This window comes from Brevundimonas terrae (assembly GCF_011761985.1).
Taxonomy (GTDB): Bacteria; Pseudomonadota; Alphaproteobacteria; order Caulobacterales; family Caulobacteraceae; genus Brevundimonas; species Brevundimonas terrae.
Genome location: NZ_JAASQT010000002.1, coordinates 232,493 through 257,018, shown reverse-complemented (window position 1 = coordinate 257,018; position 24,526 = coordinate 232,493). Strand labels below are relative to the sequence as shown.

Genomic DNA, 24,526 nt, shown 5'->3' with positions numbered 1-24,526 from the left:
CATTTCCCATGGATTAGCACCCGCCTGCAACAAGCCTGCGACGAATACAGAAATCAGTCTTTTCCAGTATTTACCCATAAGCCGCTATCCACGGGCCCTTATTTGAATATCATCGGTACCCAAATAAGGGGTATGAACTATGGCGCGTATAGCGGTCCAGAATATCTCCCCGCCGGATTGGTCGATTCTGGCCGTCGGGGGCTTTGTCTGGCTGACACTCATTGCGGCCATGCTGGCCATCAGCGTCATCAAGACCCGCGCCAACACCGAACGACGACTGTGGAGCATTGTCACCTTGTGTGTCGCCGCCCACGGCCTGTGGTGGGCAAGCTATATCGCCTCGCCCTCCGGTTTTGCCGATGGTCTGAACATCTGGCTGGCGGCCTTGGGCCAGATCGCGGCAGTGGCCACCATGGCCGGGGTTTTGCGCTTACAGATTGCCCGTTCCGGTGCCGCCAATCCGTTTCTCTATACAATGGCGATTCTGGTCGTCTTTGCGTTTGGCAGTCTGGCCACACTGACCCTGTGCCGTCTTTCTATAGGCGTGGGTTTTGATCCGTCGCGCCTTACCACTGCCGCCATGTTTGTGGTGGCCGCGCCGCTCGCCTTCATCATCATTTCCGCAATCCGCCCGCGTCGGTCGGTCCGGCAGGAAATGCTGATCGTCTCGTTCTTGTGCGCCACTCTGACCGCCTGCATGGCATACGGGCTGGAACAGATGCTCGCCGCAACTCCTACAAGCTGGGCCATGACCGCCCCGCCGATTGCTTGGGGGCTGTCTGTCGCCAGCGCCCTGTTGTTCGGTGTGGTTCTGTTTGCTGCCGCTCTATGGCAGTCACAGCTACGCTTTGTTTCCAACCTGCGTAATGCCATCGAGGCTTTGCCGATCGGCTTGGCCCTGTATGACGAGCGCGAGCGTCTGGTGATCTGGAACAGCCATTTCCAGAGACTTAGCCGCGATATCGGCCCCTATTTGCGCGTCGGCATGACCTATTCGCACGCCCGTCAGACCGCCATTCCATTCCGTATGTCCGAAACGGCCAGCTCGGCCCACCCTGACGGGCTGGAACTGCGGCTTAACGAGCATAGTCCGGGCGACTGGCTGGTCCAGTCAGGCGACAAGAACCACTGGCTGCGCCTGCAAAACCGCCGCATTGCCCATCGCGGCCTTGTGAGCACCGTGTCGGACTTTACCGAACAGAAAAAACACGAGGCCGAACTGGCGACAGCACTGGAACAGGCCCGAAGCGCCAATGTGGCCAAGAGCCGGTTTCTGGCCAATATGAGCCACGAAATACGCACCCCGCTGAACGGCATTATCGCTCTGGCCGAGGCCTTGTCCCAGTCTGCCCTGAGCGGCACCCAGAGCGAAATGGTCGAGATCATCCGCTCGTCCAGCGACAACCTCCAGACCCTGCTCAGCGACATTCTGGATATGGCGCGCATTGAATCCGGCCTGATCCACATCAGCCCTGCCCCGTTCGATCTGACGCGGCTCGTCAATGATACCCATAAACTCTACGCCAATGCGGCCCGCGAGAAAGGCGTCCAGCTTTCCTGCCATATTGCCACCAGCGCTCAGAACTGGGTCATGGGAGATGCCACCCGCACAGGACAGATCCTCAATAACCTTTTGTCCAATGCTGTAAAATTCACCAACGAAGGTCACATCTCGCTGTTTGTGACCCGTCAGGATCGCAATGTTGTTTTCCGTGTCGATGACACAGGCATAGGCTTCGATCCGGCCAAACGCCGTGACCTGTTTGAACGTTTCCAGCAGGCCGACGAGGACATCACCCGCCGCTATGGGGGTTCCGGTCTTGGTCTGTCGATCTGTACGGAACTGGCCACCCGAATGGGCGGCTCGATTGATGGCAGCAGCCAGCTGGGCCAAGGCTCCAGCTTCACCCTGATCCTGCCCATGGAACCGATCACAGCCCCCAATCCGCCCATGAACAGCGATACCGCGCCGGAAACGATTGGCACGCCGGTAAGGCCGGACACGACACCGCGCAGTGACAGTCTTCAGGTCTTGCTGGCCGACGACAACGCCACCAACCGCCGCGTCGTGCAGATGATATTGGACAAGGACAATATCCAACTGACCGAGGTCGAGAACGGGCAGTTGGCGCTGGATGCCTGTGCGGCACGAACCTTCGATCTGGTGCTGATGGACATGCAGATGCCGGTCATGGACGGGCTTAGCGCCACGCGCCTGATCCGCCAGCTAGAGAAGGACACCGGCATTGCGCACATACCGATCATCATGCTGACCGCCAATGCCATGCCCGAACATGTCTCGGCCTCAATGGATGCGGGCGCAGATGCCCACCTGTCCAAGCCCTTTAATGTGCAGCAATTGCTGGACCTGACCTATCAACTGACCGCGCATAAAGCCGCGCCCCACTGACTTTGATACGAAAACAAAGAACCGCCCGAAGCTGAGCTTCGGGCGGTTCCTGATTTTCACAGCCTATTCGTAGCCGTGGGCGGCCTCGTTAATGACCTGGCTGGGCATGGACGAGAAATCCACGCTCAACGGGCGGCTCACCTTGGACTGGAAGGTCTTGATCACATGTTCCAGTCGGCGACGGGCTTCCTTCTCGCCCTCGCCTGCTCCGTCGAGGCCCAGCGGGGCCAGACAGTAGTCGATGATGGCTTGCGGTCGTGACAGGGGTTCCATGACGGGACCCTCCTTTCCATAGGTAGACGCGGGGGATCAGGCGGCGCTGAACTGGGCCGTCTCGGTGGAGTCTTTCAAAGCCGTGGTCGAAGAGCGGCCCTGCGAGATGACAGTGGCGACATCGTCGAAATAGCCGGTGCCGACTTCGCGCTGGTGGCGGGTGGCGGTGTAGCCGATGGCTTCATTGCTGAACTCGCGCTGTTGCAGCTCGGAATAGGCCGCCATGCCACGGTCGCGATAACCCGAGGCCAGCTCGAACATGCCGTTGTTCAGGCTGTGGAAACCGGCCAGCGTCACGAACTGGAACTTGTAGCCCATGGCACCAAGTTCGCGTTGGAACTTGGCAATGGTTTCCTTGTCCAGCTTGGCTTCCCAGTTGAAGGATGGCGAGCAGTTATAGGCCATCAGCTTGCCCGGATGCTCTTTCTGTACGGCCTCGGCAAAGCGCTTGGCGTCGTCCAGATCAGGGTGCGAGGTTTCCCACCACAGCAGGTCCGCATATTTGGCATAGGACAGGCCACGCGCGATGCAGTGATCAAGGCCGGTGCCTTCCTTCAGGCGGAAGAAGCCTTCCGGCGTGCGGTTGTCGCGGTCAATGAACGGATGGTCGCGCTCGTCGATATCCGAGGTGATCAGTTGGGCCGATTCCGCATCCGTGCGGGCAACCGTCAGGGTCGGGGTGCCGCAAACATCCGCTGCCAGACGCGCCGCGATCAGGTTGCGCTCATGGGCTTGGGTCGGGATCAGAACCTTGCCACCCAGGTGGCCGCACTTCTTTTCCGACGCCAGTTGGTCTTCAAAGTGGACGCCCGCAGCGCCCGCCTCGATGAAGGCCTTCATGATTTCAAAGCTGTTCAGAGGACCACCGAAACCGGCCTCGGCATCGGCAACGATCGGGGCGAACCATTCGCGCTTTGCGCCGCCCTCGGCATGTTCGATCTGGTCAGCCCGCTGCAGGGTGCGGTTGATGCGGCGGCACAGTTCCGGTGCGGCATTGGCCGGATACAGCGACTGGTCCGGATACATGGCACCGGCGGTATTGGCATCGGCGGCGACCTGCCAGCCCGACAGATAGATGGCCTTCAGACCTGCACGAACCATCTGCATGGCTTGGTTGCCGGTCACTGCGCCCAGAGCATTGATATAGGGTTCCGAGTGCAGCAACTCCCACAGACGATTGGCACCGCGCTCGGCCAGCGTATGGGTGATCGGCACCGAGCCGCGCAAACGTAGGACATCTTCAGGCGTGTAGGGGCGTTCGATACCGTCGAAACGGCCAGAGGGCGAAGGAACCAGATCAGCAAAGGTCGTCATTGTCGTTCTCGATTTGCGAAGGGCGCGGCCACAGCCGTCGTTGCCTCCAGAGAACACGCCAAAGTCACAAATGACACACCATCAGCGTCGAGATTAAAGTCACTTAGTCACAATATGACTTGACGCATTTAGTCATATTGTGACCTATCTTTGATATGCAGGATAATGCTGACCGCAAACTGTTTCTGGGTGCTCGCCTCAAACGGGTGCGTCGCGACCTTGGCCTGACCCAGACCGCCATGGCCGAAGACCTCGGCGTGTCGCCATCCTATCTGAACCATATCGAGCGCAACCAGCGCCCCGTCTCGGCACAACTGCTGTTGAAACTGGCCGAGACCTATGATGTGGACCTGCGCACCCTGAACCAGTCGGGCGCGGTCGATGCGGCCCGTCTGTCCGAAATACTGGCCGATCCGGTGTTCAAGGGTTTCAGCGCCCCGCGTCACGAACTGATGCAGGCCATCGAGGAAGCCCCCGCCGTGGCCGAGGCCCTGTTGCGGCTGTACCAAACCTTTGACGACCAGCGCGCCCGTATGCGCGCCGCCAACGAACAGGGCGAAGGTCTGGATGATGGCGCCCCCGCCGACTGGGTGCGCGAATATCTGCAATCACGCGGCAACCATTTTCCCGAACTGGATACGCTAGGCGAGACGCTGTTTGCCGCCCTCCAGCATGATCGCCCTGCCCATGCCGAGGGCTTCGAGCCCGCCGCCCGTCAACGTCTGGCCGCCCGTCACGGGCTGACGGTCCGCACCCTGCCCGCCGAGGTTATGGTGCAGTGGACGCGCCGTTTTGACCTGCATATGCGCCGCCTGTTGCTCAGCGAGACGCTGGGGCCATCATCGCGCGCCTTTGCCATCGCCTACCAGTTGGCCCTGTCCGAACATGGTCCAGAACTGAATGCCATGGTCGAGGCCGCCAATACGCCGGACGAACCGACCCGCAACCTGTTGAAGGTGGCTCTGACCAATACCTTGGCCGCCGCCATCCTGATGCCCTATGCCGCCTTCCAGCGTCTGGCCGAGGAAAGCCGCTATGATATCAGTCGGCTACAGGCCAAGTTTGGCGTTTCCTATGAGCAGGCCGCCCACCGCCTGACCACCCTGTCGCGGCCATCGGCGCGTGGCGTGCCCTTCTTCCTGATGCGGGTTGATCAGGCCGGCAACATCTCCAAACGCTATGCGACCGGCGCGTTTCCGTTCTCGCGCTTTGGTGGAGCCTGCCCGCGCTGGCGACTGCACTCGGCCTTTCGCACACCGGGCCGGATCATCACCCAGATCATCGAAACGCCCGAACAGGACGGCAAACCCGCCAGCCGCTGGTTCACCTTTGCCCGCACGGTCAGCCGCCAGGGGCATGACGTCATGGGCGACAATCAGGATCTGGCCATCGGCATGGGCTGCGAGTTGCAACACGCGCACCGGCTGATCCATGCACAGGGGCTGGACCTGACCCATCCCGAGGTCACGCCGATCGGCCCTGCCTGTCGCCTCTGCCACCGCCACCCGTGCGCCGAGCGGGCGGCCGCCCCTATCGACCGCCCTCTGGCCGTCGATGACTGGGCCAAGTCGGTCAGCCCGTATCCGTTCGCACCCGCCTAGATATTTACGATTAACGCAGAACCACGCGTCCATCCTGCAAGGTCACATCCCAACCTTCCAGCAGGGTCAGCACACTGGTCGCCGGATCAGGTGCACCCGAATTGATCATTTCCAGCATCAGGCGGGCCTGCTCCATACGCGCACCCGCCGCCGCATAATGGATCAACCACTCGCTGGAGGTCAGCACGCCGTCATCGCGGTTGGCATCAATCAGCGGGCCGATAAAATCGAGGAAGTCCCCGCCCGTCTTGCTTTTTTGCGCCGCCTCGGCCGACATGGCAAACACCGCGCCGCACGCATAATAGGCGCGATGCTCGCCGCGCGCGCCCGCCTCGGCCACAGGCTTGCCCGCATATTTCACGCAGTCGTCGATCTCGGTCTGAAGCTCGGCCTTGTCATCATAGGACGGATCGCGCGCCTTTAGCGCTCTCACCGCCATCAGATCGGCCCCGCCCTCGGTAATCCAGCTGTCGCGGGCATACTCATAGCGCACCGTCTGGCCCAACCAGAAATGCGCCGCCTCGTGGGCAATGAACCACAGGGCACGTTCGCGCACCCTGTCCGTCGGCTGGGTGATCCCCTGCCCTTCAAAATTCATCACGATCAGACCGGGCAGAACACTGCCGCCCATACTGGTCATCCGTTCGGTCGCGCCCCGCCATGCCGCCATCAGCACAGGCTTTTGCGCACCCGCAGACGCCGGTCCCAGACGCTGGCGATACCATTGCCCTGTCACCGGAGCCGCCTCTGACAGGGTGGCCGCCATCCAGTCCGGCAAGGCCGGATCAATCACCGCCGTCAGACCTTCGCTACGGGTCACATCGGCATCGCCCATCAGGACATAAGACCGTTCATGCTGGGTAATCAGGTACGGGCGGCGTTCGCCCGCGAACAATACCGGCCCCGCCTGATCGCGCCACGACACCTGCGTCGGGCCGACATGCGTATCCACTCCGTTCAGGTCCGAAGGCAGGGCCGCCACCTCGGCCACGCTGCCCATCGGAAACACCGACATCTGCCCCGTCGGCAGGGCCACCGCCCCGTTGGTAAAGCTCAGGGTCGGATATTCAGCCTCTAAATTTACACTCTGGGGCCGCACGCGGATTTCCACTGTGCGCGGGACAGGGCTGCCGTCTTCCGTACGCAAAAAATCGTAATGACCCGTCCGATCCAGCACCACATTGGGCGTCATCACCGTCCACTGGGTCGGTCGCCATGGCTGGCGCACCTCGCTGATCAGGGCCGAATCCGTAAAGACCCAAACCGCCGCATCGCGATCCATTTCATAACGGACCAGCAGGGTCTCGCCCTGCCGCTCGACCTCGGCACGCGGCGTCATAGGTGCTTGCTGCGCCAGGACGCTGCCCGATGCACATCCTGAAACCGCTGCGGCCATCAAGGCCAGACCCGCCACCATAGGGATACCGATACGCAAAGCTTAAATCTCCCGATTACAGGGCCAGCCTAGCCAGCAAACCCCGCCTGTCAGCTTACAAATCGGCAAGATACAGCCACGGTTCCGTTACACCGTTATCCGGCAATGGTGGCGCGGGCCTTTTCCAGTTCCTCGGCCATGACGTCTTTAAGGCGCTCGGGCTGGATGATCTGGGCCTGTCCGCTCCAGCTAAACAGATGCCATGCCAGTTCGCGCATACCGGACGCACGAAACCGCACCAGAACCGAACCGTCATCCTGATTTTCCAGTGCCTGCGTCGGGTGCCAGCGCCAGCCGCGTGCCTCGTCGGCGGCCTCGGGCGCAATCCGTAAGACCACATCCTCGATCTGGTCCTGATAGATACCGAAGGACTGGCTGGCGAAGGCCGGAAGGTCGAACTCTGCGGGCGGGCGGGCCATCCCTGCGCCAGCGCTGACGCTGCTCATGCGGTCCAGCCGGAAGGTCTGGATGCGGTCCGCTTCAGGCACATGGGCCACCAGATAGTTGGCGCGCCCGAACATCAGGCCACAGGGCGTGACAATGCGGGTGCGGGCCTCGGCCCCCGGACGCGAATAGATGAAATGCAGCGGCGCTTCGGCCAGAACAGCCCCGCGAATAGTGGCCAATACCGTCTCGTCCGCACCCGGCCTCGGCCCTGCCTGAACGGCAATGGTTTCGGCCCGCACCAAGGCTTCCAGATCAGGGGCCATCCGGTTCAGCGTCGTGGACCGCATCGCCGCCTTGATCTTGCGCTCCAGCCCCTGCAACTCTGCCGCACGCGACGGATCACCCGAGGCCGTCAGGCTGGCCGCAGCCTTGGAAAGCTCCAGCATTTCGGTGGCGGTCGGAGCCTGTTCAAACGAAGACAGGCCTCCTCGGATACGCCAGCGTTTGGACGGCGGGTCACTGATTTCCTCGGCCTGCGGGAACAGCATCAACACCGCATCACGCATGCGTTCGGCCGTGCGTCGTCCCACCCCCATCTGGGATGCCATTTCATTGATGGTCAGGCCCTCGGCACTGGCCGCCATGCCCCGCGCCAGATCAATGACCATGGCCGCCTTGTCATGCCGCATGAAACTTCTCCACAGAGGTACGTCCGATTTAGTCGTAATACTGTTTCATAAACAACCTGTCAGCAAGAGGCGAGCGCCTCAACAGCAGGAGTTTCCACAGATGGCCTTCTCTTTCGCCCGCACCGCCGCCGCCCAAACCGCCAACAACGCCCAGAGCCCGTATGCGGTCGCCCCGACCCTGCGCCCGTTCGAGCGCAAGAGCTTTGCCGAGCGCTATCTGATCGTACCGTGCGAGACGGAAACCGATCTGGCCGTCATCTGGGATCGTCAGGAAGAACAGGTGGTCGATGTGATTTGCGCGCCGCTGGGCCGCTATTCCGACGAAGACGCGATGTGGGACGAGTTCCGCGCCGCTTCTGAAAACCCCGCCATGGCTGCCTAAGACTGGGCTACCTAAGACTGGGCTGCCTAAGTTTAATGCAACTGCGGATCGGGCTTGGCGATACGACCCGCCAGCGCCCATGCACCTTGCGGCACCAGACGCACCCACGCCCCCGCCGGTGCGCTCATCCAGTGGCCGTCACCCGCATTCGAGCTTTCGCTGTGCACCGGCCCGCCCGTAGCGATTTCCAGCCTCAGTGGCCCGCCCATATAGCAGGTCCACATCTCTTCCTGATCCATCGGCACCCATTGCGGATCACTGTCCGCGATCAAAAGCCGATAGGTCGCCACACGTTCGGCATCCGGTTCCTGCCCCGGAAACAGGCGGAAATATCCGCCCTCGGGGTGTGGTGACAGACCCAGATTCATCGCCACTTCCTCGGCGGTGAAGCCGTCTTCGCTGTCGCTCATGATCGTGGCCGTGCAGGGTGCATACCCAGCCTATAAGGTGATCCGTCCGCCCCTGCCAAGGCAGACGCATTCTTCAAGGTTGAAGCTGGCGCGGATCGACCGGACGCCATGCACCATCCTCAAAAATATAGTCGCCGCCCCCCATCCACGGCACGCGCGTCAACGGCCCGCCTGTCTGGCCCGAAGCCCTGACATAATAGCGGACACCCGCACGAAGGGGCGATGCAGGTATGGCGGTTTCAAACCCTTTCGGGGCTTGCCCGTAAATGACCAGTTCCAGTCTGCGGCACCTGCTACCCTCGGCCTGAACCGACCAGACAGGGGCCATTCGCGGGTGCGATACTTCCTGAACAGAGAAGCCATTCACACAGGCCTTTTCCGGCTTGGCGACATCATTGCCGAAACGGGCCACAGGCTGTTCCAGCGAACCGCCAATATGCACCCCAATCATCGCCGAACATGCGGCCAGTAAAGCAAACGCCGGCACCACAAGGGCACCGGCGCGCAAGATTACGCGTGTTCTGGTCAAGCCTGAACCGGCATCAGCAACGACCCAGCGGCGTATAGCCCACCTCGATCTCGTCAATGCGGACATCTTTCAGCTCGCGCTGGGCCAGAGCATTGAACTCGGTCGTGCAGTTGAAACCGGCATCGACCACATAGTCCTCGCCCATCTTGGCCTTGATGGCATCGCGAATACGGAAGGACGCATCAATCGTGGCATCGCCGACCAGTACGGCCCCTGCACGGATCCCCGGCATGGAACGCAAACCTTCGCTTTCCAGATAGACCCACGGGTCGGCGGCATTACCGCACAGCGTCAGGCAATCGGCCTTGAACCTTGTATTGTCACGGCTGGTCGCAAACTCGCCCATGGTCAGGTTCAGCTTCTGCGGCAGATCAAACGCCTTGAGCGCGGCCATGGCCTGTGCGGAACAGGGCTGGGTCATCGGCACGATATAGCCTGTAACCTCGTTGTCGTCGGTGTGAACCCTGACGCGGCAACCACCGATTTCATAGGTCCGCTCATCGCCCGACACATTGCGTGCCGGACCCAGTTTGGATTCCAGATAGGCCACCTGAACACCCATCATGGCATCCATCAGCACACCGCCCGCAGCAGCCTGAGGCGCAGCCGCCGTATCGGCGACGGCCTCTGTGGCATCCGCCTCTGCCACCGTCACCGCCGCCTCGGCCGGTTTGGCGGCATCCTCTTTCGAGCCACAGGCGGCCAGTGCCAGAATGCCACCTGCCACAGCCACGGTCTTCATCATTGCGCGAACGGTCATAGCCCCTCCAAAGCCTACTTTATGACAACGCCTACCAACGCCTTTGGCGGGTATTGGTTCGGCAAAATCTACAGTCCTTTGACGATGCCCTCGACCATCTTCTTGGCATCGGCAAACAGCATCATGGTGTTGTCACGGAAGAACAACTCGTTCTCGACACCGGCATAGCCCGCCGCCATGCCGCGCTTGACGAACAGCACCGTGCCCGCCTTTTCGACATCCAGAATGGGCATGCCGAAGATCGGGCTTTGCGGATCGGTCTTGGCCGCAGGATTGGTGACGTCATTGGCCCCGATGACAAAGGCCACATCGGCAGAGGCAAACTCGGAGTTGATGTCTTCCAGTTCGAACACCTCGTCATAAGGCACATTGGCCTCGGCCAGCAGCACGTTCATGTGGCCTGGCATACGTCCTGCCACAGGGTGGATGGCGTATTTGACCTCGACGCCCTCTTCTTTGAGCTTGTCGGCCATTTCACGAAGGGCGTGCTGGGCCTGCGCCACCGCCATGCCGTAACCCGGCACGATGATGACCTTGGAGGCGTTCTTCATGATGAAGGCGGCGTCTTCGGCAGAGCCTTGTTTGACAGGGCGCGTTTCCACACGCCCTTCACCGCCACCGGCGGTCGTATCGGCCCCGAAACCGCCAAGGATCACGCTGATGAAGCTGCGGTTCATGCCCTTGCACATGATGTAGCTGAGGATCGCACCCGACGAGCCGACCAGAGCGCCGGTAATAATCAGCGCGATGTTTTCCAGCGTAAAGCCCAGCGCCGCCGCCGCCCAACCCGAATAGGAGTTGAGCATCGACACCACCACCGGCATGTCCGCACCGCCAATGGGAATAATCAGGGTCGCACCCAGAACCAGCGCAATGGCAAAGACCAGCCAGAAGGCCCAGATCGCCGTGCCGCCCGTCCCGATCAGAATACCGATCAGAAACACCAGCGCCGCCAGCAGCCCGATATTGATCAAATGACGCGCGGGCAACAGAATGGGCGCACCGCTCATATTGCCGTTCAGCTTGGCAAAGGCGATGACCGAGCCGGTAAAGGTAATGGCCCCGATCGCCACGCCGAGACTTAACTCGACCAGTGACAGGGTCTTGATGCCGCCAGAGACAGTCGCAATGCCAAAGGCGTCGGGCGCATAGACCGCCCCCACGGCCACCAGACAGGCCGCCATCCCCACCAGAGAGTGGAACGCCGCCACCAGTTGCGGCATAGCCGTCATCGGCACGCGGTTGGCGATCACCGCCCCTGCCCCGCCGCCGACAATCACGCCGCCCGCAATCAGGGCCAGCGTCACCGGATCAAGCGCACCCGTACTGGCCAACAGCGCAAGGGTCACGCCAATGGCCAGCGCCATGCCGGTCATGCCGAGCATATTGCCACGGCGGCTGGTTTCGGGGCTGGAGAGGCCACGAAGGGAGAGGATGAACAGCACCCCCGCCACCAAATAGGCCAGTGCTGCGATAGAAGCCTTCATTACCCCTCCCCCTTGATCCCCGGATCAGAAGACGTTGATGATCGCCGGTGTTGTTCCGATGGAACCCGCCGCCGTAGGCGTGCCGTCTTTGACGAGCGCCACACCGATATTTCCCTCGCCCGACAGACGGGTCAGGGTGCAGCTGCCGTTGTCCGCAGGCAGGTTGCCCGTCGATGCGCCCTTGCCCTCGCGGGTCATGCGGTTCTGATAGACGCCACGGATGGCGACCGGACGGAAACGACATTCCAGACGCCACGCAGTACCGTCCTGCGCCGCCACGGCCCAAGGCAGGCCACCGTCCAGATTACCCGCCACTTCCTTGGGCTGGGCCGTCGCAACAGAAGCGGCCAACAGAGCCGCACCAGCCGTCAAAATCGAAACAACAGTCTTCATAACTCACTCAGTCACAGTCAGGATTTGATAAAGCTCTGGGTCCGGATCAGACGCCATAAGGCAGAGCTTATGAACAGTGGTCCGAGGATGACCAGAAGCCAATCCAGAAAACCCAGTTCACGGCCTCGCAGGGCATAAAGCGCCAGATTGGCCGAGAACACGATCACCACGCCACAGTCTTGATAACGCAGTCGCACCAGTGGTGGCAGCGCCTTGCTCCAGCTCCACATCCACAGGCCGAACCCATAGGCAATCAAACCCCAGGCCAGATAGATCGAAGCCTCGACAGGCGTCATCGTCATGCCCTGCTCTGGCGGCGGATCGCCCGCACCGTCAACAGAACCATCAGCACAGCCCCCACTCCAAAACCGATTGCAGGTGTCGTTTCACCACTCTGGTAGCGCTCTAGGCCCAAGCCGGCGAATAACAGCCCGACCACCGCCGGATAACCCACCGAAACCAACAGCTCCACGATCCGGCGCATACGCTCCGGCAGACGGCTTCCAAACGCAACCAGCAACAGAACCAGCGCAATCGCCACCGCTATGATGGTGATGATCAACGCCGGTGAAATACTCATACCCATACTCAACGCTTATCCTTTTTGCGGTACATGGCCAGCATCCTGCGCGTGACCATGAAGCCGCCGAAAATATTCACACTGGCCAAGGTGACAGCCGCAATACCGGCTCCCTTGGCAATCCACGCCTGTGCCCCGCCAACCCCTTGCCCGCTAAAGGCCGCCGCCGCCATCAGGCCGCCGACGATAATCACCGAGGAAATGGCATTCGTCACCGCCATCAGCGGCGTATGCAGGGCGGGCGTGACGCTCCACACCACATAATAGCCCACGAAAATGGCCAATACGAAGATGGCTAGACGAAAGACGGTAGGATCGACGTATTCCATTTTCAGCCTCCAAGTCCCTCATGCACCACCTGCCCCTGATGGGTCACCATGGCGGCTTTCAGGATTTCATCTTCCAGATCAATAGCCAGCACCCCGTCCTTCACCATCAGGCCGACAAAGGCCACGAGGTTACGGGCATAGAGCGCACTGGCATCGGCGGCGATCCGTCCGGCCATGTTATTCCAGCCGACAATCTTTACGCCATTGGCTGTGGTGGCAATCTGGTCGGGCTTTGAGCCTTCGACATTGCCGCCCGCCTCGACGGCCAGATCGACAATCACCGATCCCGCCTTCATCGAGGCCACATGCGCCGCCGTGACCAGAACAGGCGCAGCACGTCCGGGGATCAGGGCCGTGGTGATGACCACATCCTGTTTGACAATGTGGCTGGCGGTCAGTTCGGCCTGTTTGGCCTGATATTCGGCCGACATCTGTTTGGCATAGCCGCCCGCCGTTTCAGCAGCTTTGAACTCTTCGTCCTCGACCGCCACGAACTTGGCCCCGAGGCTCTCGACCTGTTCCTTGGCGGCGGGGCGCACATCGGTTGCGGTGACCACCGCCCCCAGACGCCGCGCCGTGGCAATGGCCTGAAGCCCCGCCACACCTGCGCCCATGACAAATACCTTGGCCGCCGCCACCGTACCCGCTGCCGTCATCATCATGGGAAAGCCGCGACCATAGGTATGGGCCGCCTCGATCACCGCGCGATATCCGGCAAGGTTGGCCTGTGATGACAGCACATCCATCACCTGTGCGCGGGTGATGCGCGGGACAAACTCCATGGCAAAGGCACTGGCCCCCTGCCCTTTAAGGGCATCCACCGTCGCCTTGTCGCGATAGGCGTCCAGCATACCGACCACAACTGTGCCCGATTTCAGGGCGCTGGTTTCCGATGCGGTGGGACCGCGCACTTTCAGCAACACATCGGCACCGGCTAGAACAGCCGCCAGATCGGATGTGACCTTGGCCCCTGCGGCCTCATAATCGGCGTCCGAAATCGACGAGCCCGCGCCGGTCCCCGATTCGACCGTCACACTGGCCCCCAGTGCCAGCAGCTTCTTCACGGTTTCCGGCGTTGCGGCACAACGGGTTTCCCCCTCGCGGCGCTCGCGGGTTACGGCAATGGCGATAGCCAAGATTCTGCTCCTGATTTCCCCTCAAAAATCAGTGTTAGATAATCATGAGCGCCAATCAAGCGCGACAACGCCAAATCGCGCAATAAAAAAGCCCGCCATCATCTAGCGGGCCTTTTCAAAGACAGAAACTGCCCTGAACTCAGTGTTGTTCGCTCTTTTTACCGCGCAGGGCAAAGAAACCGACGACAGAGACCACCGCTGCCGAAACAAAACCGGCGATGAAACCGGCACCAACGGCAAACCAAACCACCAGCATCAGGATCAGGGCCGCCATGGACAGCGAGCACCACTTCACCATTTCGAGGAACAAGAGGTACATCGAAGACTGGGCCGAGGTTTCCATCTTGCCGTGGACGTGATCGTGAGCGGTTTCAGCGTGTTGGTCAGCCATGGGACTTCCGGTAAAATGAGTCAGGATTTCGACGTTGTCTTATAGCGCCGAGTTCCTGCCACTCAAGGCCTTCGTTCAATCCAATGTCGCCAGAACATCGCGGGTGAAGGCCGCAACATCGAAACTCTTGCCCGCAGGGTCCTCGCCGCGACGCACAATCACGGTCCTTCGGCTGGGTATGATGACAATATACTGGCCGCGATTTCCATTGGCCGCATAGGTATCGGCAGGCACTCCGTCCGAGCGGTTAAACACCCAGAAGGTCGCGCCATAACCGAAATTGCCCGTTGGCGGCTGTGGCCCCGAAGGCGTCGATACAAACGCCCCCCAGCCTTGCGGCAGGATGCGCTCACCCTCCCAAACCCCGTCATCCAGATAAAGCTGGCCCAGACGCGACAGGTCGCGCGCCGTCGTCCAGACCTGTGAGGACAGGATATAGTTCCCGCGCCAGTCCGTTTCGGCATAGGTGCGGCTCATGCCCAGACGGTCAAAAAAGGCGGCGGGTGGATTTACCTCGAATCCCTTGGCAATCGCCATGACCGCCAACAGGGTGTCGTTATTGGCATAGCGATAGGTCGAGCCAACCGGATGCAGCAGCGGCCAGCCCGCAGCCTGTTCGTCGGCGGTCGTGCCGCCAAAATACAGGGCATCGGTGCGGTTACCCGCCGTGTCGCTGGTCAGGCCCGATGACATCCGCATCAGGCTCTCGATGGTGATGGCCGCACGGGGATCACCGGCCATCTGCCAGTTGGCGATATCCGCCCTGTCCGAAACCTTGACCTCGCCGCGCTGGACCGCCGCCCCGATCAGGGTGCCCGCAATACTCTTGGCCACCGACCATGTGCGTTGTGGCGTGTCCGGCCCGAACCCTTCGGCATAGGATTCAGCAACACGCTTGCCGTTCTGGAGAACCACCACGCCGGTCGTATTGGTGCCTGCGCCATAACCTTGAGTGAGTGCGCTCTGGATCACGCGCTCAAGGGCGACAGCATCGCCCGCTACCGCGCCGGTCGGCAGGTCTTTCGCATCCGAATGGCGCGTGACAGGGGCCAAGTTCGAACCGGAAACATATCCCATCGGCTGGATCACACAGCCCTGCCCCGGACGGTATGTGGCCACGCGGGCGGGGGCCTGATCGTCCCAAGCTACGCTCACCCCCTGTGCCGATACCTCGGCGACCAGATGACCGATGATGGGGGCCAACTCGGCATAGATGCCCACCAGTTCATTGGCCTCGACACTGGCGACAGTGCGCGAGCTTCCCGCCTCCTCGGCCGTTTTCAGGGCGCTACAGACCGTCAGCGCCTTATAGCCCGCCGCCAGCGCCCGCTGATGGGCGGGCTGGCTGGCAATAGCCTCGGGCATTTGCGCCATCGCCTGCGCCGGAAACGCCAGCGCCGCGACGGCTACACAGATGGACAACACACGTTCGGAATACAGGGTTTTCATCCGGCCAAGGTTTCTGCCTTGGCCTTAGCTGTCAACGCTATTCGAACACTAGTTGCTAACGCAAAGCGCCTCGAACTGGTCCACCAGACCTTCCAGCCGCTTGGTGCCGATGGTCCAGAAGGCCGGATCGCGCGGATTGAGGCCGAACGGCTCCAGCGCCTCGACATAGGTTTTGGTCCCGCCATCGGCCAGCAACTGGCGATAGAGCGGCGTAAAGCCTTCAGGGTCTTTCGCCCGCGTTTCCATCAGTGCCGCCACCAGCAGGTCACCGAACGCATAGGCATAGACATAGAAGGGCGAGTGGACGAAGTGGCTGACATAGGCCCACCAGTTCTCGTAGCCCTCAAGGTTCACCGACGGACCAAGGCTGGCCGTCAGTTCCTCGGTCCAGATCTGGCTGATGCGCTCGACCGACAGCTCGCCCGAGGCGCGTTCGTCATGCAGACGGGTTTCAAAGCGGTGGAAAGCGATCTGGCGCACCACCGTGTTCAGACCATCCTCGATCCGGCCCGCCAACAGGGCGCGACGGTCTTCATCGGTCGCTTCCGACAGCAGGCGGTCAAAGGTCAGACCCTCGGCAAAGATCGATGCCGTTTCCGCCAGCGTCAGCGGCGTATCGGCCAGCAAGCCGCCCTGCTCTGCCGCCAGTGTCTGGTGCACACCATGGCCCAGTTCGTGCGCCAGTGTCAGCACGTCGCGACGCTCGCCCATCCAGTTCAGGAACACATAGGGGTGGGTGCCTGCCGTCACCGGATGCGAATAGGCGCCCGACTGTTTGCCTGCACGCGGACGGGCATCAATCCACGGGCGATCAAAGAACCAGCCCGCACGCTCGGCAAAGTCTCCGCCGAGGTCTGCAAAGCTGGCCATGACCAGTTCGCGCCCGCCCTTCCAGTCATAGGTCTTGGCACCGGCTGCTCCCAAGGGGGCATTGCGGTCCCAGTGGTTCAACCGGTCCTGGCCCAACAGCTTGGCCTTGAGGGCGTAATAGCGATGGGCGATACGCGGATAGGCCCCGGCTACCGCATCGGCCATGGCATCGACGGATTCGCCGTGAACCTCGTTGCCCAGATGGCGGCTGTCAGCCGGACGGGCAAAGCCGCGCTTTTTGTCCTCCAGCGCCTTTTCGGCGGCCACCGTGTTCAGCACCATGGCCATGGTGCGGGTGATGCCGTTGAAGGCTTCGGTCATGGCCTGACCGGCCTTGCGGCGCACCTGCGCATCCGTATCGCTGAGACGGTTCAGACCTTCGGACAGGGTCAGCTTCTCGCCATCCACATCGGCCCGCATGGCCGCCAGTGTCTCGTCGAACAGGCGTGGCCACTGGGCCGAAAGCGGCCCGCGCTCGGCGATAAAGGTTTCCAGTTCTTGCGACAGTTCATGCGGTTTCATCGCCCGCAGACGGCGCAGCCAGGGCGACCAGCGACGGGCAGGCTCGAACGCCTCCAGCGCGGCCTTTACCGCCCCGTCGTCCAGCGCATTGATTTCCAGCGTCACCCAGACCGTGGGCGTGGCAATGGCCGTGATCTTTTCGCGCAGGTCGGCTTCAAAGCTCTGCGCCGCCGCGTTCTCGCGGTCGGTCGAGGCCCCCAGAAACGCAAACGCCCCCAGTGCGCCCAAAATCTCGCCCGCCTCTTCATAAAGACGGATGGCATGATCCAGTGCCTTGCCCAGTTCCGCACCGGACAGGGCCGACAGCCTGCCCTGATAGGCGTTCAACTGCCCCACCAGATCACGGGCGCGATCCAGATCGGTGCCAATGCGCGCATCCTCGCGCGAGGCATACAGGTCGGACAGGTCCCACAGAGGGGCATCGGCGAATTCGGTCGTTTTTACGGGCGCGTTCATGCCTATGGTTTTGGGGAGCCGCAGGCTTTCTGGCAAGGGCGCGTAGCGTAACTGTAACTTGTCACACGCATGTAAACTGCCATTGTGCGCCATCGAACCTGATAGGGGCACTGCCATGGATCGCTTGTTTTCGCCCAATAGCCGTACTGGACTGCGCCGGACGCAACTGCAGGAAGGACCGCCGCGATTGCTGGTCCGTTTGGTGCTGGGCCTTATTCAGGGTGCGCTGCTCTATGGCCTTTATCGTACCACCAAGCTGAACGACATCAATACCGGTTTTCTGGCGGCATGGGCGCTGGTTGCATCCTATGCGGTGCCGGTCGGCCTTGCGGCTATCGGCCAGATTTCATTCCGTGCCAGCCTGATCTGGACAGGTATTGCCACCGCGCTTCTGGCCGCTATCGGTCTCAGCAGCGGTCTGTTGCCGGACAATGACAATGTCTTTCTGGTCATGGCCATCTGCCTGCCTGCGGCCCTGTTCTGTGCCCACCACCTGATTATTCCCGCCCTCCGTAGCGGTCAGGCCTTTGCCCCCTATGACCAGTATTACGAGGCCGCGTGGAAGGCCGGTATCCAGCTGGTTCTGGCCCTGATGTTCCTTGGCGTGTTCTGGCTGATCCTGTGGTTGGGTGCCGCCCTGTTCAATGCCATCGGCATCGATTTTGTCGAGGATATGATTTCCGAGGAATGGTTCGTCTTCTTCGCTTCCTCACTGTTGTTCGCGCTGGGCGTCGAGCTTAGCGATGTGCGTGACGGCCTGACACAGGGCATCCGTACCGTGGCCCTGACCCTGCTGTCATGGCTGCTGCCGGTGGCTGTGTTTCTGGCGGCGGCCTTCTTGATTACCCTGCCACTGGCCGGCCTGTCCGAGCTTCACTCTTCGCTCAGCCCTTCGGGTCTGATGCTGGCCGCATCGGCCGGTCTCATCATCCTTATCAACACCGCCTATCAGGATGGTGGCGAGCATCTGACCGGCACCGCCTTCCTGCGTATGACCTTGCGCGTTGGCTGTGTGCTGTTGCTGCCGATGACCCTGTTTGCGCTGTGGGCCGTCTCGGTCCGCATCGGCCAGCATGGCCTGACCGTATCGCGCATCGTCGCCATTACGGCGGCGGTCATCGGTCTGATCTATGCCGTCGGCTATGTGCTGGCCCAGTTCATGGGGCGCAACCGTGGTGGCGGCTGGCTGCCATGGCTGGAGGGGACCAATGTGGTCGCCGCCATCATCACCACCGCGACACTGGTCGGCTATTCGACGCCGTGGCTGAATCCGCAGCAGTTATCGGTCAACAACCAGTTGGCCCGTCTTGAGAGCGGCACGCTGAAAGCCGATGCCATTCCCTATTCGTGGCTGGGTTGGCAGGCTGGCAAACGCGGGCGCGCCGCCCTCGAGGAACTGGCCAAGTCCAAGGACACCGCCATTGCGACCAAGGCCAAGGCGGCGCTGGAAAACCGCTATGTCGAGCCCGTCGCCAGTAACCCCGCCCTCACCATCCTGCCCGAAGGCACCACCCTGCCCGAAGGGTTTGTCGATACCCTGAAAGCATCCGAGTTTGGCTTCGAGTGTCCGGCAACCGATCCCTGCACCGCACGCCTGTATGATTATGACGCGGATGGCAGCGAGGATGTCCTGCTGGCCGTCTATGGACAGATCCGTGTCTTTAGTCGGGACAGTGAAGGTTCATGGGTAAACAAGGGTAATTTCTCGCGTCGCGCCGACTGCAAACCCGTTCAGCCCAAAACCGCCCTTAAGGATAATACGCCCAAGAGCGCGCCCCACAATTCCGTCCAGCCCATTGAATTAGGCGGACTTGTTATGGACTTCGCACCCGAGCTGGACTGTCAGCCTTAAAAAGAAATTAAGCGTAACCATTAACTTAGCTACCCTTTTCGGGAAACCCCATCTTCACAAGTGCCGTTTAGAGACACAAGATAACAGCGAACGTTCCATCTCAAAAAAGGACGTCGCTACAGTGGTGAAGTGAAGGGGTTTCCCATGGGTAAGACCGTTCTGGTTGTCGATGACGACCCGACCCAGCGCCGCCTGATTCAGGCGGTTCTGGATCGTGAGGGCTATGCGGTTGTCCATGCCGAGACCGGTGGCGAAGCCATCGATCGCATGACCAAGGGCGGCGGTGCCGATGTGGTGCTGCTGGATCTGGTCATGCCGGGTGGTCTGTCCGGCCTTGAAACCCTTGCCGAACTACGCACCGCTGGCGTCAATATTCCGGTCATTGTGCTGACAGCCAATGGCGGCATTGAAACCGTTGTGCGGGCCATGCAGGCCGGTGCCCAAGACTTCTTCGTCAAACCTGTCGGCCCCGAACGCCTTCTGATCGGCGTGCGCAACGCCTTGCAGATGACCCAACTGACCGCCGAGATCGGACGCCTGAAAAAACGCTCCACCGGCCGCACCAGCTTTGACGACATCGTCGGCGACAGCGCGCCCATGCGTATGGTCAAGGCGCTGGGTGTACGCGCGGCCAAGTCGTCCATTCCCGTCCTGATTACGGGCGAAAGCGGCGTCGGCAAGGAAGTGATCGCGCGCGCCCTGCACGGGGCCAGCAACCGCTCCGGCAAGCCGTTTATCGCCGTCAACTGCGGTGCCCTTCCAGCCAATCTGGTGGAATCCATCCTGTTCGGCCACGAAAAGGGTGCCTTTACCGGCGCGCATGAAAAACATGCGGGCAAGTTCGTAGAGGCTAATGGCGGCACCCTGTTCCTCGATGAAATCGGCGAACTGCCGCTGGATATTCAGGTCAAGCTGCTGCGCGTGCTGCAAGAAAGCGAAGTCGATCCGGTCGGCGGCAAGCGCCCCGTAAAGGTCGATGTGCGTATCGTCTCGGCCACCAACCGCGACCCTGCCCAGCAGGTCAAAGAAGGGGCCTTCCGCGAAGACCTGTTCTATCGCCTGAACGTCTTCCCGATCGAAGCCCCGTCTTTGCGCGAACGCCGCGAGGACATTCCGGCGCTGGTCGAGCATTTCATCACCCGCTTCAATATCGAGGAAAGCAAGCGCATCGTCGGTTGCTCGCCCGATACGATGGCCCTGCTCGAAGCCTATGACTGGCCGGGCAATGTGCGACAGTTGGAAAACACCATCTATCGCGCGCTGGTGCTGGCGGATTCGCCGATCCTGCAACCGCACGACTTCCCGTCCATTTCGGGGATTGCCGCACCGTTGGACGCCCCTCTTTCGGTCCAGAGCGGACCGGACGGCGAGGCCATCGAAGCGGCCAGCCACACCGATGGCGCACAATCTGCGACGGCGGGCACTGCGCAGGCCAACTCTGCACAGGCTGGCATCAATGACAGCCCGATCCGCATCACCGATGATCGCGGCCACGTCCGCACGCTGGAAGAGATCGAACGCGACCTGATCCAGCACGCCATCGAGGTCTATTCGGGCCACATGTCCGAAATCGCCCGTCGCCTCGGCATCGGTCGCTCTACGCTTTACCGCAAGGTGCGCGAACAGGGTCTGGAAGACCACATCAAGGAAGCCGGTTAAGCGGAACCACTGGCGTCCGTCCCGACTTCTCCTTTCAGGCACAGCCTTGACGGGAGAGCGGGATGGATATCCAGAACATGTTCCGGATGGATGGCGATGTCGCCATTGTCACCGGCGCAGCGGACGGTATCGGACGCGGCATAGCGGAAACCTTTGCCCGCGCCGGTGCTGCGGTTGTCGTCACCGACCTGAACAAGGACGGTGCCGAGGCTGTAGCCAAGGACATAGTGGACAGCGGCGGTCAGGCCATCGGCCTTGAATGCAATGTCACCGATGAAGCCCACCGTCAGGCCGTTATCGATGCGGCCCTGAAAAGCTTCGGCAAGATCACCCTATTGGCCAATAATGCCGGTGGCGGCGGGCCAAAGCCGTTCGACATGCCGATGAAGGATTTTGAATGGGCGTTCGAACTGAACGTCTTTGCCATGTTCCGTTTCATGCAGATGGTCGCCCCCCATATGGAACAGGCAGGCGGTGGGGCCGTGATCAACATCTCGTCCATGGCGGGCGAGAACAAGAACATCCACATGGCTTCATACGCGTCGTCCAAGGCAGCGGTGAACCATCTGACCCGCAATGTCGCCTTTGACCTTGGCCCCAAGGGCATCCGCGTCAACGCCATTGCACCGGGAGCCATCAAGACCCACGCCCTCGCCAAGGTACTGACACCCCAGATCGAAGCCGCCATGCTGAAACACACGCCTCTGGGACGGCTGGGCCAGACACAGGACATCGCCAATGCCGCCCTGTTCCTGTGCTCGCCCGCCGCCGCATGGGTCAGCGGACAGGTCCTGACCGTATCGGGCGGCGGCACACAGGAACTGGACTAGGCCCTCAGGCCGGTTCTGGCCCATAGCGGTTCGGACCGGCTTTGCCCTTTAGGCACAGGAAGACGATCAGGGTCGCCAGCGAGGCCATGTAGAGCAGGTTGCCCAACATGACGCCCAGCATCCCGAATTCGAAGCTCATATCGGTTGAGGAATCGCCCATCGGGGCATCTTGTATAAGCAGCTGAAATAAAAGCATAAAACCTGACATCACTGCCACCAAAAGCCCGACCGGGATCAGCGCCCATAGGCCGCTCAGTCCCCGATCATGCAGTCGTCGCGATACGGCTGCCGCAAGAAGGCAGACCAAAAGCAGCACACCCGCCACCATCGTTCCGATAAAAGCGATCACGAAATTCGCCTCGTCTCCCGATGCCATAGCCGTAAACATCACCAGATTGCCGAACATCCCCTGCACGACAAACCACACGGCGCACACCACCCCCGTATAGGGCCAGAACTGGCTCCTGCGGTCGCGGCCTTTAAAGTCGGCCAGTTTTTTAAAGCCGCGCACAATAGGATTCATTGCTCCCCCTCGAGGTCATAAAGTTTTGTCCGGATCGCACTGTTCGCCGGTTTGGCCAATCGGGCAAAACATGCTCCTTTACGGCCAGCCTAAACAGTAAGAGGGGTTATTCGTGATCAAACAGACTGCTTTTGTTGCCGCCGCTGCGATGTTGGTGCTGGCCGGTTGTTCACAAGGCGCAACGCCTGCCGAGAATACACAATCGGCCAAGAGCAATTTCAAACTGCCGGACACCTGCAAGGACCACTATCTTCTGGCCGCCCTGCCCGCACCTGCCGATCTTGGCGGCAAGTCGTTGACCTCGGTAGAATGCCAGCCCTTCTCGGTTGAAATGGTCTGGGGTGACGAGATGTCCCCCACCAAGATCATTCTGGTCGATTCCCAAGGTCCAAACGGCGATTTGCCAGCCGGTCTTGCCGATATGGGACGTAAGCTGCCGATGGATGCTTCCAGGACGGCGATCACCATGACCAAGGGTGTGCAGGAAGCCGCCCTCGCCTATCCGGCCTCTCTGGCCGAACTGGGCGGCGAAGATTATCTGTCGATCGTCAAAGAAGCTGGTGGCGGTCTGGTCTATGCCCTTCCTGTCGAGCCCAAGGATTCGGGCGGTGAGGTCGGCGCACTGATCGGCATCGTCAAGGACCGCTATTCCCTGACAATCGGTATCGAGGATGGCAATATTATCGGCATTGCTGCCGGTGAAGCCGCCTATGCGCCGTGGCTGTCCGCGCTGCGCCTGTCGGCACTGCAATAGGCCTCTATTCGTCGTTGATATCGCGAGAGGGGTACGGCGTCCGTGCCCCTCTTTTGCGTTGTGGGGCCGGACGCTCCTCGCCACTCGCTTTCTTCTTTGGGCTAAAGCGGTCTTCGCCGTTAGCCTTTTTCTTCGGGCTAAAGCGGTCTTCGCCGTTAGCCTTTTTGGCGATCTCTTTGAGCTTCCGCCCCTGCATGGCCGACAGGGCCTGACCGGGGCCGCCCAGCTCGGGATCACCAAAGGCGCGGCCATGCTCCTTCACCCGCTCGCTGACCGAGGACAGGAACTCGTCTTCCCATTCGGACAGCGAAACGCCCGCCTTCTCAGCAGAGCGGCGGGCGCGCTTGAGTGCGTTCAAGGCCGCCCGCTGGGCCGCCTTGCGCTGTAACTCATAAGGACTGGCAGGAGGCTTTCGCTTCAAGCCCTTATCCTGTTGGCTTAGATTTCGCCCAAGGCCGACAGGTACAGGTCGAGGATGGCTTCCTCTTCCTGACGCTTGGCCTTGTCCTGCTTGCGCATACGGATGACCTTGCGCAGCACCTTCACGTCATAGCCCTCGCCCTTGGCCTCGGCGAAGACCTCCTTCATGTCTTCCATGACGGCTTTTTTGTCTTCTTCCAGACGCTCGATGCGCTCGATAATGGTGCGCAGACGGCCTTGGGCCGCAGCGGTCATGACGTCTGGGTTTTCGAAGGATGCGTCGTCCAAGGTGGACCTCCGGCGAACTCTGGAAAGAATAGGATTGGCTGGCGACTAATCACGCCCGCGCCGCTGGCTCAAGCCACAGATTCGAAAAACACCGTCTCGGCGAATCCACAGCCCGGTTGCGGACACGAAAAAGGCCACGGACTTTTAGCCCGCAGCCTTGTAGATTTAAAAATCTACTACAAGACCACGGCGCACCCGATGGGCACGCCACAGTCACGCATTCCTTAGCCTTGCTTGGCTTTGAAGCGCGGATCGGTCTTGTTGATCACGTACAGAACGCCTTTACGACGAACGATTTTGCAGTCGCGGTGGCGACCCTTGAGCGACTTCAGCGAGCTACGGACCTTCATGGTCGGACGTCCCGTATGATTGGAGGCCCGTGAGGGCGGAAAAATAA

27 protein-coding genes are annotated in these 24,526 nt (G+C 61.0%); 7 read left to right on the top strand and 20 right to left on the bottom strand.

All coding sequences use genetic code 11. The features are described from left to right. The first annotated feature begins 139 nt into the window (after positions 1–139). Entirely contained in the window at positions 140–2,410 is a 2,271-nt protein-coding gene (locus FHS64_RS05855; RefSeq protein ID WP_167176756.1) for a hybrid sensor histidine kinase/response regulator, read from the top strand. A 63-nt stretch (positions 2,411–2,473) separates the two neighbouring features. Here the strand turns inward: FHS64_RS05855 and FHS64_RS05850 are convergent, their stop codons facing one another. Both FHS64_RS05850 and aceA read right to left on the bottom strand, forming a co-directional pair. Continuing rightward, positions 2,474–2,683 carry a hypothetical protein gene (locus tag FHS64_RS05850; RefSeq protein WP_167176754.1) on the bottom strand — a complete coding sequence of 70 codons (210 nt, stop codon included), beginning with the start codon at positions 2,681–2,683 and terminating at the stop codon, positions 2,474–2,476. Between the two features lie 36 nt (positions 2,684–2,719). Then, positions 2,720–3,997, bottom strand: coding sequence for an isocitrate lyase (gene aceA / locus FHS64_RS05845; RefSeq protein ID WP_167176752.1), 1,278 nt, complete (start codon positions 3,995–3,997; stop codon positions 2,720–2,722). Positions 3,998–4,152: 155 nt separating this feature from the next. On the opposite strand from aceA, the gene FHS64_RS05840 reads away from it, so the two are divergent. Continuing rightward, the gene (locus tag FHS64_RS05840; protein ID WP_167176750.1) at positions 4,153–5,598 is read left to right on the top strand and encodes a helix-turn-helix domain-containing protein; all 1,446 of its coding nucleotides are present in this window, start codon (positions 4,153–4,155) and stop codon (positions 5,596–5,598) included. A gap of 10 nt (positions 5,599–5,608) precedes the next feature. Here the strand turns inward: FHS64_RS05840 and FHS64_RS05835 are convergent, their stop codons facing one another. Both FHS64_RS05835 and FHS64_RS05830 read right to left on the bottom strand, forming a co-directional pair. Beyond that, entirely contained in the window at positions 5,609–7,033 is a 1,425-nt protein-coding gene (locus FHS64_RS05835) for a hypothetical protein (protein ID WP_243862817.1), read from the bottom strand. Positions 7,034–7,128: 95 nt separating this feature from the next. After that, a complete protein-coding gene (locus FHS64_RS05830; protein WP_208380657.1) occupies positions 7,129–8,109 on the bottom strand; it encodes a helix-turn-helix transcriptional regulator in 981 nt (326 codons plus the stop codon). A gap of 100 nt (positions 8,110–8,209) precedes the next feature. Between FHS64_RS05830 and FHS64_RS05825 the strand changes: the two genes are divergently transcribed. Then, positions 8,210–8,491 carry a hypothetical protein gene (locus tag FHS64_RS05825; protein WP_243862816.1) on the top strand — a complete coding sequence of 94 codons (282 nt, stop codon included), beginning with the start codon at positions 8,210–8,212 and terminating at the stop codon, positions 8,489–8,491. 32 nt (positions 8,492–8,523) lie between these two features. Here the strand turns inward: FHS64_RS05825 and FHS64_RS05820 are convergent, their stop codons facing one another. From FHS64_RS05820 to FHS64_RS05765, 12 genes are all read right to left on the bottom strand, one after another. Then, complete coding sequence (locus FHS64_RS05820) at positions 8,524–8,901, bottom strand: cupin domain-containing protein (RefSeq protein ID WP_167176748.1); 378 nt, start codon at positions 8,899–8,901, stop codon at positions 8,524–8,526. Between the two features lie 73 nt (positions 8,902–8,974). After that, entirely contained in the window at positions 8,975–9,430 is a 456-nt protein-coding gene (locus FHS64_RS05815; RefSeq protein ID WP_167176746.1) for a hypothetical protein, read from the bottom strand. A 13-nt stretch (positions 9,431–9,443) separates the two neighbouring features. After that, positions 9,444–10,190, bottom strand: a complete 747-nt coding sequence (locus tag FHS64_RS05810; RefSeq protein WP_167176744.1) for a hypothetical protein — start codon at positions 10,188–10,190, stop codon at positions 9,444–9,446. A gap of 68 nt (positions 10,191–10,258) precedes the next feature. Next, positions 10,259–11,677, bottom strand: a complete 1,419-nt coding sequence (locus tag FHS64_RS05805) for an NAD(P)(+) transhydrogenase (Re/Si-specific) subunit beta (protein WP_167176740.1) — start codon at positions 11,675–11,677, stop codon at positions 10,259–10,261. A 24-nt stretch (positions 11,678–11,701) separates the two neighbouring features. Then, positions 11,702–12,070 carry a hypothetical protein gene (locus FHS64_RS05800; RefSeq protein WP_167176738.1) on the bottom strand — a complete coding sequence of 123 codons (369 nt, stop codon included), beginning with the start codon at positions 12,068–12,070 and terminating at the stop codon, positions 11,702–11,704. Between the two features lie 17 nt (positions 12,071–12,087). Further along, a complete protein-coding gene (locus tag FHS64_RS05795) occupies positions 12,088–12,372 on the bottom strand; it encodes a hypothetical protein (RefSeq protein WP_208380656.1) in 285 nt (94 codons plus the stop codon). Continuing rightward, on the bottom strand, positions 12,369–12,650 hold the full coding sequence (locus FHS64_RS05790; protein WP_167176736.1) for a hypothetical protein: 282 nt from the start codon (positions 12,648–12,650) through the stop codon (positions 12,369–12,371). Before FHS64_RS05790 ends, FHS64_RS05795 begins: the two co-directional genes overlap by 4 nt. Before the next feature lie 8 nt (positions 12,651–12,658). Next, complete coding sequence (locus FHS64_RS05785) at positions 12,659–12,979, bottom strand: NAD(P) transhydrogenase subunit alpha part 2 (RefSeq protein WP_167176734.1); 321 nt, start codon at positions 12,977–12,979, stop codon at positions 12,659–12,661. A 2-nt stretch (positions 12,980–12,981) separates the two neighbouring features. Beyond that, the gene (locus FHS64_RS05780) at positions 12,982–14,115 is read right to left on the bottom strand and encodes a Re/Si-specific NAD(P)(+) transhydrogenase subunit alpha (protein WP_167176732.1); all 1,134 of its coding nucleotides are present in this window, start codon (positions 14,113–14,115) and stop codon (positions 12,982–12,984) included. A 139-nt stretch (positions 14,116–14,254) separates the two neighbouring features. Beyond that, positions 14,255–14,506, bottom strand: coding sequence for an aa3-type cytochrome c oxidase subunit IV (locus FHS64_RS05775; protein ID WP_167176730.1), 252 nt, complete (start codon positions 14,504–14,506; stop codon positions 14,255–14,257). A 75-nt stretch (positions 14,507–14,581) separates the two neighbouring features. Beyond that, on the bottom strand, positions 14,582–15,955 hold the full coding sequence (locus FHS64_RS05770; RefSeq protein WP_243862815.1) for a serine hydrolase domain-containing protein: 1,374 nt from the start codon (positions 15,953–15,955) through the stop codon (positions 14,582–14,584). Positions 15,956–16,003: 48 nt separating this feature from the next. Further along, entirely contained in the window at positions 16,004–17,803 is a 1,800-nt protein-coding gene (locus FHS64_RS05765) for a M3 family oligoendopeptidase (RefSeq protein ID WP_167176728.1), read from the bottom strand. 115 nt (positions 17,804–17,918) lie between these two features. On the opposite strand from FHS64_RS05765, the gene FHS64_RS05760 reads away from it, so the two are divergent. The 3 genes from FHS64_RS05760 (at position 17,919) to hdhA (ending at position 22,144) form a co-directional block, all read left to right on the top strand. Then, positions 17,919–19,655, top strand: coding sequence for a DUF4153 domain-containing protein (locus FHS64_RS05760; RefSeq protein ID WP_167176726.1), 1,737 nt, complete (start codon positions 17,919–17,921; stop codon positions 19,653–19,655). A 144-nt stretch (positions 19,656–19,799) separates the two neighbouring features. Next, entirely contained in the window at positions 19,800–21,314 is a 1,515-nt protein-coding gene (locus tag FHS64_RS05755; RefSeq protein WP_167176724.1) for a sigma-54-dependent transcriptional regulator, read from the top strand. 62 nt (positions 21,315–21,376) lie between these two features. Then, positions 21,377–22,144, top strand: a complete 768-nt coding sequence (gene hdhA / locus FHS64_RS05750) for a 7-alpha-hydroxysteroid dehydrogenase (protein ID WP_167176722.1) — start codon at positions 21,377–21,379, stop codon at positions 22,142–22,144. Between the two features lie 4 nt (positions 22,145–22,148). Here hdhA and FHS64_RS05745 read toward each other — a convergent pair whose 3' ends face one another. After that, positions 22,149–22,655: a DUF805 domain-containing protein gene (locus tag FHS64_RS05745; RefSeq protein WP_167176720.1), complete on the bottom strand. Its 507-nt coding sequence runs from the start codon at positions 22,653–22,655 to the stop codon at positions 22,149–22,151. Positions 22,656–22,779: 124 nt separating this feature from the next. Here FHS64_RS05745 and FHS64_RS05740 point away from each other — a divergent pair, with 124 nt between their 5' ends. Beyond that, positions 22,780–23,421, top strand: a complete 642-nt coding sequence (locus FHS64_RS05740) for a hypothetical protein (RefSeq protein ID WP_167176718.1) — start codon at positions 22,780–22,782, stop codon at positions 23,419–23,421. A gap of 4 nt (positions 23,422–23,425) precedes the next feature. Here FHS64_RS05740 and FHS64_RS05735 read toward each other — a convergent pair whose 3' ends face one another. The 3 genes from FHS64_RS05735 to ykgO all read right to left on the bottom strand — a co-directional run bounded on the left by FHS64_RS05735 (position 23,426) and on the right by ykgO (position 24,479). Beyond that, complete coding sequence (locus FHS64_RS05735; protein ID WP_243862812.1) at positions 23,426–23,842, bottom strand: hypothetical protein; 417 nt, start codon at positions 23,840–23,842, stop codon at positions 23,426–23,428. A gap of 17 nt (positions 23,843–23,859) precedes the next feature. Then, complete coding sequence (gapR, locus tag FHS64_RS05730; RefSeq protein WP_481748788.1) at positions 23,860–24,129, bottom strand: DUF2312 domain-containing protein; 270 nt, start codon at positions 24,127–24,129, stop codon at positions 23,860–23,862. 224 nt (positions 24,130–24,353) lie between these two features. Continuing rightward, entirely contained in the window at positions 24,354–24,479 is a 126-nt protein-coding gene (gene ykgO, locus FHS64_RS05725) for a type B 50S ribosomal protein L36 (RefSeq protein ID WP_003165750.1), read from the bottom strand. Positions 24,480–24,526 lie beyond the last annotated feature (47 nt).